Origin of the sequence: Paenibacillus sp. FSL H7-0703 (assembly GCF_038003485.1) — a bacterium.
Taxonomy (GTDB): Bacteria; Bacillota; Bacilli; order Paenibacillales; family Paenibacillaceae; genus Paenibacillus; species Paenibacillus polymyxa_B.
This window is the reverse complement of the sequence record NZ_JBBOPF010000001.1, coordinates 1,341,274-1,356,717: the sequence shown is the minus strand read 5'-3', so window position 1 is coordinate 1,356,717 and position 15,444 is coordinate 1,341,274. Positions and strand designations below refer to the sequence as shown.

Annotated in this window: 16 protein-coding genes and 1 other RNA gene; 10 read left to right on the top strand and 7 right to left on the bottom strand. The window is 44.9% G+C overall.

Annotated features, from left to right (window positions below):
* Window positions 1–62 precede the first annotated feature (62 nt).
* Window positions 63–272, top strand: coding sequence for a DUF3906 family protein (locus tag MHB46_RS05525; RefSeq protein ID WP_341161794.1), 210 nt, complete (start codon window positions 63–65; stop codon window positions 270–272).
* Here the strand turns inward: MHB46_RS05525 and MHB46_RS05520 are convergent.
* From MHB46_RS05520 to MHB46_RS05505, 4 genes are all read right to left on the bottom strand, one after another.
* Entirely contained in the window at window positions 269–1,639 is a 1,371-nt protein-coding gene (locus MHB46_RS05520) for an MATE family efflux transporter (protein ID WP_341161793.1), read from the bottom strand. The two genes, MHB46_RS05525 and MHB46_RS05520, sit on opposite strands and share 4 nt — an antisense overlap.
* A gap of 196 nt (window positions 1,640–1,835) precedes the next feature.
* Window positions 1,836–3,014 carry a putative glycoside hydrolase gene (locus tag MHB46_RS05515; RefSeq protein WP_341161792.1) on the bottom strand — a complete coding sequence of 393 codons (1,179 nt, stop codon included), beginning with the start codon at window positions 3,012–3,014 and terminating at the stop codon, window positions 1,836–1,838.
* A 214-nt stretch (window positions 3,015–3,228) separates the two neighbouring features.
* Window positions 3,229–3,417: a hypothetical protein gene (locus MHB46_RS05510; RefSeq protein ID WP_080683009.1), complete on the bottom strand. Its 189-nt coding sequence runs from the start codon at window positions 3,415–3,417 to the stop codon at window positions 3,229–3,231.
* A gap of 172 nt (window positions 3,418–3,589) precedes the next feature.
* Window positions 3,590–4,411: a YitT family protein gene (locus tag MHB46_RS05505; RefSeq protein ID WP_165175841.1), complete on the bottom strand. Its 822-nt coding sequence runs from the start codon at window positions 4,409–4,411 to the stop codon at window positions 3,590–3,592.
* Between the two features lie 324 nt (window positions 4,412–4,735).
* Between MHB46_RS05505 and MHB46_RS05500 the strand changes: the two genes are divergently transcribed.
* The 4 genes from MHB46_RS05500 (at window position 4,736) to MHB46_RS05485 (ending at window position 8,165) form a co-directional block, all read left to right on the top strand.
* Window positions 4,736–6,325 carry a DEAD/DEAH box helicase gene (locus MHB46_RS05500; RefSeq protein ID WP_029516709.1) on the top strand — a complete coding sequence of 530 codons (1,590 nt, stop codon included), beginning with the start codon at window positions 4,736–4,738 and terminating at the stop codon, window positions 6,323–6,325.
* A gap of 222 nt (window positions 6,326–6,547) precedes the next feature.
* A complete protein-coding gene (locus MHB46_RS05495; protein WP_061828600.1) occupies window positions 6,548–7,309 on the top strand; it encodes a YesL family protein in 762 nt (253 codons plus the stop codon).
* Between the two features lie 58 nt (window positions 7,310–7,367).
* Window positions 7,368–7,562: non-coding RNA, 6S RNA (gene ssrS / locus MHB46_RS05490), on the top strand.
* 210 nt (window positions 7,563–7,772) lie between these two features.
* The gene (locus tag MHB46_RS05485; RefSeq protein WP_013309718.1) at window positions 7,773–8,165 is read left to right on the top strand and encodes a DUF1499 domain-containing protein; all 393 of its coding nucleotides are present in this window, start codon (window positions 7,773–7,775) and stop codon (window positions 8,163–8,165) included.
* Window positions 8,166–8,256: 91 nt separating this feature from the next.
* On the opposite strand, the gene tpx is transcribed toward MHB46_RS05485, so the two are convergent.
* Window positions 8,257–8,775: a thiol peroxidase gene (gene tpx, locus MHB46_RS05480; RefSeq protein ID WP_023988020.1), complete on the bottom strand. Its 519-nt coding sequence runs from the start codon at window positions 8,773–8,775 to the stop codon at window positions 8,257–8,259.
* A gap of 119 nt (window positions 8,776–8,894) precedes the next feature.
* On the opposite strand from tpx, the gene MHB46_RS05475 reads away from it, so the two are divergent.
* Entirely contained in the window at window positions 8,895–9,518 is a 624-nt protein-coding gene (locus tag MHB46_RS05475; RefSeq protein WP_061828599.1) for a rhomboid family intramembrane serine protease, read from the top strand.
* Between the two features lie 98 nt (window positions 9,519–9,616).
* The gene (locus MHB46_RS05470) at window positions 9,617–10,555 is read left to right on the top strand and encodes a LysR family transcriptional regulator (protein ID WP_039270004.1); all 939 of its coding nucleotides are present in this window, start codon (window positions 9,617–9,619) and stop codon (window positions 10,553–10,555) included.
* A 90-nt stretch (window positions 10,556–10,645) separates the two neighbouring features.
* Here MHB46_RS05470 and MHB46_RS05465 read toward each other — a convergent pair whose 3' ends face one another.
* Window positions 10,646–11,317 carry a zinc metallopeptidase gene (locus MHB46_RS05465; protein WP_023988023.1) on the bottom strand — a complete coding sequence of 224 codons (672 nt, stop codon included), beginning with the start codon at window positions 11,315–11,317 and terminating at the stop codon, window positions 10,646–10,648.
* 39 nt (window positions 11,318–11,356) lie between these two features.
* Window positions 11,357–11,788 carry a MerR family transcriptional regulator gene (locus MHB46_RS05460; RefSeq protein WP_023988024.1) on the bottom strand — a complete coding sequence of 144 codons (432 nt, stop codon included), beginning with the start codon at window positions 11,786–11,788 and terminating at the stop codon, window positions 11,357–11,359.
* A gap of 295 nt (window positions 11,789–12,083) precedes the next feature.
* Here MHB46_RS05460 and MHB46_RS05455 point away from each other — a divergent pair, with 295 nt between their 5' ends.
* From MHB46_RS05455 to MHB46_RS05445, 3 genes are read left to right on the top strand one after another with little or no spacing between them, the layout of a single operon-like run.
* On the top strand, window positions 12,084–13,487 hold the full coding sequence (locus MHB46_RS05455; RefSeq protein ID WP_039270006.1) for an ammonium transporter: 1,404 nt from the start codon (window positions 12,084–12,086) through the stop codon (window positions 13,485–13,487).
* A 48-nt stretch (window positions 13,488–13,535) separates the two neighbouring features.
* Window positions 13,536–14,618: a DUF294 nucleotidyltransferase-like domain-containing protein gene (locus MHB46_RS05450; protein ID WP_341161791.1), complete on the top strand. Its 1,083-nt coding sequence runs from the start codon at window positions 13,536–13,538 to the stop codon at window positions 14,616–14,618.
* Window positions 14,615–15,352 (top strand): exonuclease domain-containing protein, encoded by a 738-nt coding sequence (locus MHB46_RS05445; protein WP_341161790.1) that lies wholly within the window; start codon window positions 14,615–14,617, stop codon window positions 15,350–15,352. The genes MHB46_RS05450 and MHB46_RS05445 overlap by 4 nt, the downstream gene beginning before the upstream one ends.
* The last annotated feature ends 92 nt before the right edge of the window (window positions 15,353–15,444 follow it).

Genomic DNA, 15,444 nt, shown 5'->3' with positions numbered 1-15,444 from the left:
GCGGATGACCCGAGTCATCCGCTATTTTTTTAGCTTTGAGTCCTATCAGGAGGTAGTCATATATGTACCTATTCAAAATCGAAGTGGACAGTTCGGAAGGAGCGCTGACCGTCATTATCGCTGCTGAAAATGAAGAACAGGCATTTGAAGAGATTGAACAACATGTGGAGAGACACTTTCTATATCCTCCCAAGCTGAACGAAGTGGCTATTGTGGAGAAAAAACGAATAACTTTAGGCGCAGCATATGTAATCGAGACACGCAAAGGCTAAATAGCCTCTGCGTGTTGTTTTTTTTCGGCGAAACGACGTTGTACTCTCACCAGACGCCAGAGAAGTAAAATAGCGCCTACAGCCAACCCTGTTATCAAACCGATCCAGTAGCCGTAGGGCCCCAATGAAGTCCAGCGTGCCAGTATATATCCTACAGGAAGCCCAATGACCCAATAGGAGAGGAATGTGAGCAAAAAGGCTGGATTGACGTCTTTATACCCGCGTAGCGCTCCTTGTGTAGGTGTAGCGACAGCATCAGATATCTGAAAGAAAATCGCATAGATTAGAAAATGCTGTGCCAATTGAATGACCTGCGGATCGGTGGAGTAAAGTCGAGCGACCTGTTCACCCCAGATAAGCAGTACAATAGCTGTAATCAGTGATAGACCTACTGCGCTGCTAATCCCCATTACACTATAAGCTTTGGCATCCCGCGGACGAGCAGCCCCTGTTTCATAGCCAACTAGAATCGTAAGTGCCATGCAAATGCTGAGTGGAATCATGTACAGCGTAGATGCAAAGTTCATGGCGGCCTGATGTGCGGCTATGGTAGCTGTATTATAGCTACTCATGAAGAGAGTGACGGCTGAAAAGACGGCAGTCTCAAAAAATATAGCAAATCCAATCGGTACGCCAATCTTGATGAGCTCTTTCAAAGCACCAGCTGCAATCCCGTATATTTTGCTGAAGATTCGATATTCGGTAAATATTTTTCCACGATGCGTAGTGATACCGGCGACCAGCATGATGATCCAGTAGGTGGTTGCCGTTGCCACCCCGGAGCCTACACCCCCCAGACGCGGAAAACCCCAGTTTCCATAAATAAGTAGATAGTTCAACAATACATTAATGGGTAACGACATGAGCGTGATGAACATCGTAAAGCGGGTTTGTCCCAATGCATCCATAAAGCTTCGGAGCACAGTGTAGGCAAATAGAGGAACAATCCCGAAAGCCATCGCACAAAGATAGTACAGGGCCACATTATGAACTCTCAATTCCAAATTCATACCGTTCAAAATAGGCTTGACCAAAATGATGCCAGCAATCAAAACGACCATAGACAGGGCGAGAGAGAGCCAAAGTGCTTGAATGACATAGTAGGAGACTTTATCTTTGCGCTGTGCTCCTACCAATTGAGATACAATGGGCGTGATAGCCATAAGTATTCCGTTAAGGCCTGTTTGTACAGGAACCCATAGGCTTACTCCAATGGCTACTCCAGCCAGATCGGCAGGGGAAAAGTGTCCCGACATATTCGTATCAAAAAAAGTCATGGCAGATAGTGCAAGCTGGGTAATCAGGATAGGGAACAAAATGTAGAAAAGTTGCTTCCATTTCTGTCCCGTTGTTAGAGTCAATTGCATTTTTGTTTTCCTCATTTACTAGGGATTGATTATTCGTATGTATCATAACATGTAAGTATTTATTGTAAGGGATACCGCTACATTTGAACAGTAATAAAAAAGACTGCACCCGTTCGCCAAACAACGGGACAGCCTTCGAAATGATTATATAATTTCTAGATTTTATATAAAATAATAAAAAGTCCGGAGAGATAAATTATTTGTATGTTACTCCGCTAGTATAGCGGTTTGTGGCATTCCAAAGTAGATATTCATCCACTTTCATATCCTTAAGCGCTCGAATTTGGTCCTCTACTTGAGATTTTCCATACTTAGCATAATGTCCGCTCCCCAACCAACTTGCGGTAAAATCCTGGATCCAAGGACGAATAATTGGCTTTAGCTTGCCCGTCGGATCGAGCTTTTTGTGTGTATCGGCCATGGAGCCTTTAATCGTCTGGTATGGATTCTTATCGGGGTCTTTTACACCGAACCAGCCTGTGGTGTAGTGACTTGGATAAACCATGGGCGAAATGACATCCACATTTTCGGAGATTTTAGTGAAATCCTGTCCGATCCCCTCCGCAGCAGGAACGGATGCGGCATATCCGAAAATATCTACCGATACTCGTACACCTAATGGAGCAAGCTCTTTACGGGCATATTGTACGAATTCAGCGACTGCATCCGAGCGAGATTGATCTGATTTGGTATATTTCAGCTTGTCTGCTCTTTTCTCAAAGCCTTCGGGGAAACGTACATAGTCAAATTGAATTTCCTTAAAACCAAGTTTGGCTGCTTCCTTAGCGATGGCGATATTATAATCCCATACTTCTTTATTATAGGGATTGACGAACCCGTCTCCTTTGCCGTTTTTCCAGACAGAGCCGTCAGGGTTACGGAAAGACATCTCGGGATTTTTGTTAGCCAGTACCGTATCTTTAAATACGACAATACGAGCAATCGGGTAAACATTATGCTTTTTCAATCGGTCCATCAAACCGGAAATATCCCCAATGAATTTTTGCGGCTTGCCCAATTTGAGCAGCTCGGTATTGGTCGTTGGATAAGTGATGTAACCTGCATCGTCTTTAATATCAATAACCATGGAATTGAGCTCTGTCTTGTCAAGCAGTTCAAGCAGCTGAGTCATACGCGAACCGCCTGCGCTATAAGCCGTGACATAGATACCCTTGATAGCAGGAGTCGTCGGTTGTGGGTCAATTTTAACTGGAGGATTGGAGGCATCCACCTTCATATTATTGTGCTGAGCCTGGATCATGGCGCTACTAATTGTTGTTGCCACCGTATCTTTTACATTTGGAGCGTTGGCTGACTGATCGCCGTTTCCGCCTATCCCCATCGCCAATAGCATAATTGCCCAAATCATATTCATTTCCTAACTCTCTCCCTTATGTATGTCGCTTACCTGATTATACGTAAAGTTATGTATCGAAAAACAACACGCTTGTAACCAATACTGGAATCATCAGGCACAGTCTTACATGATTAACCCAACCTGTGTTCATTGAATCCATAAAAATGCATAAATAATGCCGCTCTCTTCGCGGTTAGATGTAACCGGAAGAAGCGGCACTTGGTAAAGAAATTTATTGAAGATAATTATTGTCTTGATGCTCGCAAATACTGTACTGAATAATTTCTAGCGCATCCGTTGGCTTGAGTATGGCCATCCCGTCCCGAAGCACAATCATCGAGTTCAGCTCATCCTTTTTGAGAGAAGGGAGCATTTCCGGGTACCATCTTAAGACAATGTCGGACAGTTTTACCGTTTCCATTTCCACAAAAATCACCCTTTCCTGCTCGGAATCATTCCAAAAGAATCATTCAATACGATTCGGAAAAGCAAAGTGCCTGTGAAATAGCAGGTAAAGCTGGTCTTTATATACTATGGGAACAGCGCACATATAGTGTACCACAGAAACTGTATTTTGACACTTGGGTTTGTGCTTATCTTCGGCGAAATGAACCCATCACCCCAACCGTTTCCACAATATTGACAAAAGCTGAAGGGTCCACTTCTTTAATGATCCGTTTTAATTCAACTAGCTCGTAGCGTGTCGTGACAGTCATCAGCATGTCCTTTTCGGTATGTGAAAATGCGCCTTCAATTTTTATTTTGCTAACACCGCGTGGTGTGGTCAACATCCGCTCCAGTAGCTTGTCGGTGTGTTCTGTAATAATGTAGACGGTAATCTTCGTGTGACTGACATAGATTTGATCCAATACCTTGCCAGTCACAAAAATAGATAGCATGGACGCAAGTGCAATATTCCAATCATCGTTCAAATATCCTGCTGCAAGAATGACCAGTCCATTCATGCCAACCAGTACAGTTCCTACGGGGAAGTCACGATAACGAGTGACGATGGAACCGATAATGTCAAAACCGCCCGTTGAACCCCCTACCCGAAAGGAAATTCCTGCTCCAACGCCGATCATCACCCCACCAAAAACGGAGGCTAGCAGGGGGTCCGACACGACAGATTGCACCGGCACCCAGGCCAAAATCCACGTTGTAACGACAACGGATAAAATGCTCAGGCTAATAAAACGCTTGCCTAAAATAAACCAGCCTGCAATAAGCATCGGAATATTGATAATAAAATACATCGCGCTGATATCAAATTTTGTGAAGTAGCCGATTAACATGGAAAGACCGGCTACTCCCCCGCTCAGCAAGTGGTGTGGCACGAGAAACAGATTAAAACCGCATGCAATGGCAGCGGCTCCAAGAATGACAATTAAGCAGTTTAACACTATTTTTAACAACTTATTTTCACCTCATTTAAATTATACGGGAAGCAACTTGCTGGTATTCATGAATTGTTCTGTGCTATAATGCGATGTGGATATTCTTGAGTAGGGACCTATGTCCAGAGAAACACTTAAAATTTAAACTGTTTTAAAAAGGATAAATTCGTTTAAGATGTATCGGATAGGTTCCCCAAATTCATTACAGAAAGATACAGTTATAGGTCTAAATAAACTTCACTGTATTGGGGAAAACTTATACAATAATATCGCTACTTAAGAATACAGACAACATTGTGGATTGTCCACCACATCCACCATTATGAAGGAGTTTGAATAAATTTGACGACATTTGCAGAATTTGATCTTGAACCGAAAGTAATTCAGGCGATTACAGAACTGGGCTTTGAAGAAGCAACACCAATTCAATCCCAATCCATCCCGATTGCACTGCAAGGCAGAGACATGATTGGCCAAGCCCAAACAGGTACTGGTAAAACCGCTGCGTTTGGTATTCCGCTGATTAACAAAATTTCTAGAAGCGACGAAAAAATCAGAGCCCTGATCATGGCACCAACACGTGAGCTTGCTATCCAGGTAGCTGAAGAAATCGAAAAACTTTCCCGTTTCAAAGGTCTTCGTACTTTGCCAATCTATGGTGGACAAGATATCGTACGCCAGATTCGTGCTTTGAAAAAGAAACCTCAAATTATTATTGGTACGCCAGGACGCTTGCTTGACCATATTAATCGCAAAACCATCAAGCTGGAAGATGTAAACACAGTTGTTTTGGATGAAGCAGATGAAATGTTGGATATGGGCTTCATGGAAGATATTCAATCCATTCTGAAGCAAGTTCCAGACGAGCGTCAAACGATGCTTTTCTCGGCTACAATGCCTCCTAATATTAAAAGATTGGCTGAGCAATTCCTCAAAAATCCTGAGCATGTTTCAGTTATTCCTAAACAAGTTAGTGCTCCACTGATTGATCAGGCCTATATCGAAGTTCCTGAGCGTCAAAAATTCGAAGCATTGAGCCGTTTGATCGACATGGAATCCCCAGAACTTGCTATCGTATTTGGTCGTACAAAGCGTCGGGTAGACGAGCTGGCTGAAGCTCTGCAAAAACGCGGATATTCTGCAGACGGTTTACACGGTGACTTGTCTCAAAACCAACGTGATGCTGTAATGCGTAAATTCCGTGACGGAAGCATCGACGTGCTCGTAGCGACTGACGTAGCTGCCCGTGGTTTGGACGTTTCCGGCGTAACTCACGTTGTGAACTTTGACCTTCCGCAAGATCCAGAAAGCTATGTTCACCGTATTGGACGTACTGGACGTGCAGGTAAAGAAGGGGAAGCTTGGTCTTTCGTAACGCCTCGTGAAATTGACCATTTGCACTTTATCGAACGTGTAACTCGTCACCGCATTCCACGCAAGCCGCTTCCAACGTTGGCTGAAGCTCTGGAAGGTAAACAACGTATCATTGCTGAACGTCTCCTAGAAGCTGTAGAAAGCGGTGAGCTGAACGAATATAAAGGTTTGGCTATTCAAATGCTGGAGCAATATGATTCTGTACAACTTCTCTCTGCAGCTCTGAAGCTGATGACTGGTGAGAAGAGAGAAGCGTCGATTGAACTGACTCCAGAAGATCCAATCCGTGCAAAACGTCGTAAACCAGACGTGCGTTCTGGCGGTCGCAAGCCTTCTAACTATAGCGGTCGCAGCAACGGTGGTTACAATTCCAACCGTTCTGGCGGTAGCGGCGGTAGTGGAAGCAAAGGTGGATATGGCGGTTACAACCGTGGCAAAGAAGGCGGTGGCTACAACCGTGATTCCGGAAGCCGCTACAGTGGAGATCGCAAACCACGCCCGAGCAGCAATGGAGAAACTCGTCGTCCTGCAAGACGTGAAGATTCCTCTTCCGAATAAGAAATGAAATAATGAAAAGTCGAAGCAGATGAAGCTTCGACTTTTTTGTTATGATTAATCAGTATGTATGAACCTTTTAGAGATCTGCTTTAATGGGTCACGTATTGATTTCACTGGCGTATTAGGGCTGAAATACGGTATGATATAGTCAAGAGCCGGAATTTATAGGCATAGCAACATGAGTCTTGGAACTGCCAAGGCTTGCGGAGGGAGAGACTAACATTGGAGTTTAAAGGAGCTATGGGTGGTATTTACCGCCTGACCGAGTGGATTACCCGACTGGCGGCTACAAATTTGTTATGGGTGTTATGTTCGTCGCCTTTTGTGTTCTGCCTCATACTGAAACTACTTGTAATGAATCAGAATTTGGCTAATGAGTCTTTACAAATGAATTGGGCGATGGCTATTTTGGCACCGCTTACTTTATTTCCAGCCACATCGGCTATGTTTACAGTGGTTCGCAAATGGGTAATGGGCGATACCGATACGGGCGTGTTTCGTACCTTTTTTAAAGGGTATAAAGAGAATTATAAGCAAAGTTTGATCGGGGGTATCTTTTACACGTTGCTGTTTGTCATCATGTATGTGGATTATACCGTGTATATGACACAACTCAGCAACCTGCAAATCGTCGGCGTAATTATGCTTATTCTTATCATTATTTTGCTTGTGTCTATGTTTAACTTCTTTTCGATGGTGGCTCATTATCATATGTCTACCGGACAAATTATTAAAAATGCGGTGTTACTGACGCTGATTCGACCATTTCGTGTATTTTCTACCCTACTCGGCAGCGCTGTTGTTATATTTATCGGAGTCAAATATCCTGTGCTTTTCCTATTCTTCATTGGCAGCGTGGTTGCCTGGTTCGCTTTCTTTAACTTTTACGGAACGTTCCTCAAAATGCAGGATCAAATGGAAAAGATGAAGCAGAAAGATGAAGATACGGCAAGCATTGAAGACAAAAAAAGTGATAACCCCTAAAAATAAAACATATTTCTCCTAGCATTTACTTTCTGAGTGAGAAGCGCTATAATAAGGTCACATCCTGCGATGCACGTTACGGTCATTTGTTGTTTTGAACCAATGACAATGTCTAGGGAGATCTATACGGATGAATAGCTGAAAAGCCCTGTCAATTCCTGACAAGGGGACTTCAAAAGTTTATTCTGCGGTCACCCACCTGCTAAAGCAGGTTCAGAAGACGCTATGGTCGAACGGCATCGGCGGGTACTCCAAAGATAATGAATACACTCTGTTCATGCTTCGTGCAGAAACAGGGTGTTTTTTGTATGCAACAATGTTAAACTAAGACATGAGGTACTAAGGTCGCATACCACAGGTATGGTCGGTTAATTTTTTGTTGTTTAACGTTTTTATAAAGCGCTTGCAGCAAAAAACCGATGTGCTGCATTATGGCAACGATTATCGTGAAGGAGGAAATGTCTTGTCGTTGAAGAGGACTCTGGTAGGGATTGTGCGCAGCCAAGAAGGTACAAGCGACCGGGTCAAGGACCCCCAAATGAAGACACGCTATTATAACTTATCGAGAGACAAGGCTTGGGAAGAAGTATCATCTATTTTGAAAAAAATTCCTGGCTACAAGGTACTCCATGAGGTAGCATCCGTAGGTGAGATTACGTTAGAGAAGCGAACGGCGTTCGGTAGAACCGTCGACATTACCGTTTCCATATTGTCCGTCTCGCCAGTTCGGAGTGCGGTGGATATTTATTCTGCTTCACGCGGATCGCTAGGGGACTTGGGCGCGAATTACCGCATCATTTTGCAACTGTTCGCTGTGATTGACAAGAAGCTGTCCGCTCATAAGGTCGTGCAGTAATTGTAGATGCGTGAGCAGTGATGTGGCAGACAAACGTCAAAAAAAGCGAGGAAGGCAACCCTTCACTCGCTTTTTTAATATTCAGTCTGATTTAGACGAGTTTTTTCACTGCTGCAATCGCTTGGTCATAGTCAGGATGTTCGGACATTTCGCTCAAGTATTCTACGTAAGCGATTTTGTCATTTTGATCAATTACAAAAATAGCTCTATGATCCAAATGAAATTCCTTAATGAACACACCATAAGCTTCGCCGAAGGAATGATCCTTATAGTCGGACAGTGTCAATACGCGGTCGATACCGGCAGCACCGCACCAACGAGCTTGAGCGAAAGGCAGATCGACGCTGACAGTTAGCACCACGACTTGATCCCCAAGGGAATCAGCTTCTTGGTTAAAACGTCGAGTCTGTGCGTCACACACGCCTGTATCCAAAGAAGGAACAACACTGATCAATTTGACTTTGCCCGCAAAGTCTTGGAGCGTAGCTGCTTCTAGCAGGTTTTTCTGTAATTTGAAATCAGGTGCCTGGTCTCCAACCTTCAGTTCAGGTCCTAAGAGTGTCAAAGGATTGCCTTTAAAAGTAGCAGCTCCTGTACGTTCTTGTGCCATATGTAATAGCCTCCTTGGTTTTTAGCATTGGTTATCGTTGCCGAAATCTATTATAATCTTTTATAAAAGACATTGTCCAATTTGAATAAGGTGGAGACACCCATGAAGGAAGGATTGCCTTGATTTTTTTACGTTATGAGAACTGGAAAAGTTATTTGCGGTTTTACCCAGTGACCTGTCTGATTTTGCTCATTAATATTGTGATGTTTATTGTACTCACCGTACAGGGTGGATCGGAAAATAGTTTGACGCTGATCCGATATGGAGCTTTGATTAATGAAGCGCCATTCACTGATCAGCTGTGGCGATATGTATCAGCCATGTTTTTACATGCAGGGTTTGATCATCTTCTGTTCAATTCCTTCGCCATACTCGTATTCGCTCCTCCGCTGGAGCGTTTGCTGGGGTCCTTCCGCTATGTGTTATTGTATCTGGTCACGGGCATTGTAGGGAACATACTGTCCATCGCGCATTACAACATGATGGCGGAAACGACAGTCTCTGTAGGAGCCTCAGGAGCGATTTATGGCATCTATGGAGCATTCCTATACGTTGCCCTGTTCCAGCGGTCACTGATGGATGACGCCTCGCGCAAAACGCTGTACACGCTGCTTGGGTTTGGTATCCTGTTTTCTTTCGCTGTAGCGAACATTAACTGGACGGCTCACTTCGGGGGATTACTCAGTGGGTTTTTCCTTTATGGATTAATGATCAGATTGACTGGCCAACGCAAACGTCACTAAAGACAGTTTTACCGTAAGTTAGCAGGGTAAGAAAGAGGATGATGTTCGATTGACGTCTTCTTCCGGATGTTGAAAAACAGATTGGAGCGAATATCGGAGTGGAATTACGACAGTTGCAATACTTCATGAAGGTAGCGCAAAAAGAACATGTCACTCAGGCAGCCGAGGAGCTACATGTGGCGCAATCTGCGGTAAGTCGGCAAATTCATCAGCTTGAAGAGGAGCTGGGAGTTAATCTTTTTATGCAAAAGGGTCGCAATTTGCAGCTAACGCCAGTGGGACAGCTATTTTGCAAACGGGTTGAGACGATTATAAAAGATCTAGAGCGAGCTGTTTTGGAGGTTCATGAGTTTTTGGACCCTGAGGGGGGCGAAATCCGCATCGGTTTTCCGCACAGTTTGGGGATTCATCTTATTCCTACGGTGGTGGCTGAATTCCGAAAGCGGTATCCCAATGTTAAATTCAGATTTAAACAGGGGATGTACCCGAGTTTAATTCGTGATGTGTTAGCGGGTGAGGTGGATTTGGCTTTTGTATCTCCTTTTCCGGATCGTCATGATCATGTAGAGGGGGATGTGGTGCTGACCGAGGAGTTGTTTGCTGTTCTCCCGCCCAATCATCCTTTAGCCACGGCCAAACACATCACGCTGAGTCAGCTTAAAGGAGAAAAATTCATCCTGTTCAGAGATGGATATTCGTTACGCCCGATTGTCTGGCAGGCTTGTCTGGAGGCAGGATTTACGCCAGATATTGCTTTTGAAGGTGAAGAGACAGATACGATTCGCGGATTAGTTGCGGCTGGTATGGGAGTCAGTCTTTTGCCTGAAATGGCGTTGTTTCAGACCAACCCGCTTCAACCTGCAAGAGTGTCAATTGTTGATCCAGAGGTCACGCGAACTATAGGCTTGATTCATCGCAAAGATGACAAGCTACCATTAGTTGCAAAGTCATTCCGGACTTTTTTGTTGCAATATTTTGGTCTTAAAGGTAGTGTTGCTACTCCGAATGGAAGTGCAAAAGCGGATTTAGGGCAGTGAGTATAGCTGGTTGGTTTTAGATAAAGAAAAAAAGGTTGTTCCTCAACCGTTAACTTGGTGGAGGAACAACCTTTTTTGCAACACAAGCAATTAATCCCGGCTGTTAAAGATACCGATTAAGCGAATTAGTTCCAGCAAGGAAACGAGAGCTGCAGCCACATAAGTTAATGCAGCAGCATTTAATACTTTGGCGATACCCCGTTCTTCATCACTACGGATAAACCCTTCGGAAACCATGATTTCCCGGGCGCGGTTGGAAGCATTAAATTCAACCGGTAATGTAATTAATTGAAAAGCAACAGTAGCCGAGAAAAAGATAATACCCAAGCCAATCAGGTTCGTGTAGCTGAATAAAAAACCGGCAATCAGCAGAAATGGTGCAATCCCGGAAGCGAAGTTTACGATCGGAAAGATCCGATGACGGAGTGCTAGCATGGGATAATGCTCTTTATGCTGAATGGCATGACCGACCTCGTGACAAGCTACGGCAACTGCGGAAATGGATTTTTCATAATAAACGGGCTCGGACAGCCGTACGACTCTTTGCATCGGATCATAATGGTCAGATAACGCACCAGGTACTGGTTCAATAGGTACATCATGCAAACCATTGCGATCCAGCATATGCCGAGCTGCATCATAACCGGTCAACCCATTTTCATTTGGGACATCAGACCATTTATTAAAAGTACCTTTTACACGGAATTGCGCCCATAAGGATAATCCGAACGCAAGAATAATCAATATATACATACCCATCATAAAGCAACCCTCCATTATTGTTCATCATAGCCCGGGCGTCTACATCATAGAACTATGCTCCAGCAGATACTTCAGAGCTTCGATACAAGCGGCGCTTTGTGGTAGTAGACCAGTAAGCAACTTGCGCGCTTGAACGGGCTTGAGCTGCCCCAAAAGAGGCTGTAGTTCATTGACTTCACGTTCTAGACGCTGCATGTGCATCTCTAGACTCGTTAGTTTGTCAGTGACGTGCTCTTCCCCCGCGACCGAGTTCCATTTAATCAGTGTCTGTCTGATTTCCTCAAGGCTATACTTCTCTTGTTTCATTTGGTTAATACGTTCAAGCCTGTTTAAGGTTTCATCATTATAAAGCCGATAATTTTTCAATGATCGTTCTTCAGGTGTGATCAAACCAAGCTTTGTGTAATAATCAATAGTTCGTTCGCTGACACCAGCCGCCTTGGCTAGCTCACCAATTCGATACAGCTTCATATCCCCATCTGTCTTCACCTCGCGCTCTTCGTTCAACCTTCAATATTAGCATTTGCAAACGGAGTGTATATAAAGAATATTTTACATGATTCCCAACCATACAGTCAAACGTCATGCTTTTTTTTGGACAGAAACAAGCTACTTTTATAGTTAGTAAATGTGACATGGAGTGTTCGGGACCATATTTTTTTAACATAATAAAAAAAATCTTGTCAACTTTCATGTATTCTGATTATAATGACAATAAGAATTTCACGAAATGTAAAGAAACTTAACATTTGAGGGAGTGGGCTTCATGAGAAAAAAGTGGTTAGTTGTATTATTGGCCATGCTGACAGTATTAGCTTTTCCGGTAGGTGCGTTTGCTGCTGACGGTCCGACAAATATTCAACTTCAAGCCGGGCTAAACACGGCCTTTACGTTCTTGGCATTTATACTTGTATTTTTTATGCAAGCGGGATTTGCATTGCTGGAGGCAGGATCGACACGAATGAAGAATGCGGGCCATGTCGCTGGTAAAACGATTCTTACCACAGGTGTTGCGGCTTTGTCCTTCTGGGCACTTGGATTTGGATTCGGCTTTGGTAATGATGGCGGAAACGGATTTATGGGACTGACGGGTTTCTTCATGAGTGGTACGAATGCTGCTGCATCGTTTGATGCTCTTTCAGGTCTGGATGTTCCGATTACAATTATGTTTTTGTTCCACTTTGCTTTCGCTGCGGTATCACTTTCTATCGCATGTGGGGGGATGGCAGAGCGTGCAAAATTAAGTGTATACATTATCTTCGGTATTTTGTTCTCTATCGTGATCTATCCGGTTGTAGCTCACTGGGTGTGGGGCGGCGGATGGCTTGGTAAGTTGGGCATGCAGGATTATGCCGGTTCGACGGTAGTCCATTTGACAGGCGCTACGGCGGCACTCGTCGCTACACTGCTGCTCAAACCGCGTCTGGGCAAGTTCAATAAAGATGGCAAGCCGAACATTATCCCTGGTCATAATCAGGTGTACTCTATCTTGGGTGTTATTATTCTCTGGTTTGGTTGGTTTGGGTTTAACCCAGGTAGTGCTGTATCGGCTATGAACGACGGATTCTTTGGATATGTGGCCTTGACTACCAATATTGCTGCTGCGGCAGGTGGGGTTTTCGCTTTGCTCGTATCCTGGATGGTATATGGAAAAGCAGATATTCCTGCTATGCTAAACGGTGTGCTGGCGGCTTTGGTTGCTATTACTGGTTCTTGTGCCTTTGTAGCCCCTTGGGCGGCACTGGTCATTGGTGCAGTTGCAGGGATCGTCACTTTCTTCACAGCGCAATGGTTCGAGCGTGCAAGAGTAGATGACCCGGTATATGCTTTCTCCGTGCATGGTGTTGCAGGGATGTGGGGCGCAGTGTCCACAGGGTTCTTCGCTACTCCTGAGCTTGTAAAAATAACAGGTGTAGGTCAAGCGGGTTTGTTCTATGGTGGTGGATTTACCCAATTAGGAGTACAGCTGCTTGGACTGATTGGCACCTTGGCTTTCGTGTTCGTCATTTCCTTCATTATTCTGGGGGCGATGAAAGCGATTATGGGTATCCGCGTTACGGAAGAGGAAGAAACGATGGGACTGGATATCAGTGAACACGGTACGTACGGCTATCCTGAGCAAATGAAGTTGGTTGCCGAGGCTGAAAAGCGTTCTGGAATTGTGAACTAATATGTAAAATATAAAGAACCAGTATGGATGAGCGGAGGAGATGGAAGTATGGAACTGCAAAATATGGCCTCTTGGGTGAGTTCCGCTGAAGCGATTGATCAAGCAGATACGCCTGAATCGCTAAGGCAGGCCAGGGTTGACTCTCAAAAATGGCTGCTGGCTTCCCAAGCCTCCGCTCCGTTATCAGACTGGTTACAAACGGCGAATGAAATGCATGACCGCATCGCGGCCAGAGCTGTACAAATGTGCGAAAAAGGGATGGTTGAGGATGGCTTCGGCCCTCCTCCCGTCCCTTACGCATTTATAGCCTTCGGAAGCATGGGGCGCTCGGAATCGACGCTGTGGAGTGACCAGGATAACGGTATGATTATCAGTGACATAATATCTGCTGACAAAGAATTGTATTTTAGAGAGTTTGGTCGCAGAGTGTCTGCGATGTTAGAGTATTTGGGATATCCCAAATGTGAGGGGAAAGTAATGTGCTCGGAGCCGTTGTGGCGCCAAACATTGTCTGGATGGCAAGAACAGCTAACGAAATGGTCGGACGATTTTGCTTGGGAGCCGATCCGTTATCTGATTATCTCGTCTGATATGAGGCATATCGCTGGAGATGAGCAATTATCTGCAAACTGGAAACGAAGTTTTTATGAGTTGTTCCGAAAACATCCTGATTTACCCTCGGCGGTACTTCGGAACACAGTGAGGCATAAAGCGACACTTAATATTTTAGGTCAGATTGTTACCGAGCGCTTCGGTGAGCATGCGGGCGATTTTGATGTGAAATACGGGTTGTACATTCCGCTGGTGAACGCAGTCCGTTTTTTGGCGTTGCAACATGGTGTAGAGGAAACCTCCACCCTCAAAAGGCTCAGTCGTCTCGCATCATTGGAAGCGGCGCCGTTGCCTTTACTCGACGCTTGCGAGCGTGCCTTTCGGATTGCGCTTCAGCTTCGAATGGCTACTCCGGTGAAGAAGAATGATGGATTGCTGGTCAGCAATGGCTACCTGGCTGTAAAGCCGCTGAAACAAAGTAAAGGCTGGCATGAGTTGCGCGAGGCGCTTTCGACGGTACGACGGCTGCATCGTGCGTTGCAAAGGCAGTTGCGATTTATGGAAGGGAGAAGGTCATGAAGGAACCAGCGCAGGGAAGTGGCTTCTGGAGCGCTCTCCGCAGAGGAGGAGTGCCGTCTGCGATTGCATCTGTAATGGGGGCTCCTACGGCTCAGCAGATGGCTTTTATTCGCTCCTTAACCCGGGAGCAACGGCGCTCTGAAGTATTGCGAACCCCGCTGGATCGTCTGGAGACGGTAGTTTTTGATCTAGAGACAACGGGATTTTCAGCACAGCATGGAGATGAGATTTTATCGTTCGGGGCGATTCGGGTTGTCGGGGACATGATTATGGAAAAAGAGCAGTTTTATACGCTTGTTAATCCACGGACTGTGATTCCTGAGCATATTACCGAGCTAACTGGGATTACCCGGGAAATGACGGATGATGCTCCACCGCTTATGAACGGACTGCACGACTTTATGTCCTTTGTAGGTGGGCGAGTACTTGTGGCACATGCTAGCGCTCATGACAAGGCCTTTTTGAATGCTGCGTTATGGAAAACATCTAAAGTTCAATTGACTCACCGTGTTCTGGATACGATGATGCTTGCCAAATGGCTTGAGCCACAGCAACATCAAACCTACAGTTTGGATGAATTGTTGACCCATCAATCCATTCCGATTGAAGGACGGCACCATGCGTTAGAGGATGCGAAAATGACGGCTAAGCTGTGGGTTGCTTATGTTCAGGAAATGTTGAAGCGTAATGTGACCAATTTGGCAGATGTCTACGCGCATTTAAGTCATGCCTGATTCAGTACAAGGCATAGCATAAAACAGCAAGTTCGCGATTTCGTGGGTTTGCTGTTTTTTTGCGTCCTGTTCAGATTTAGAAGGTTAGAGGT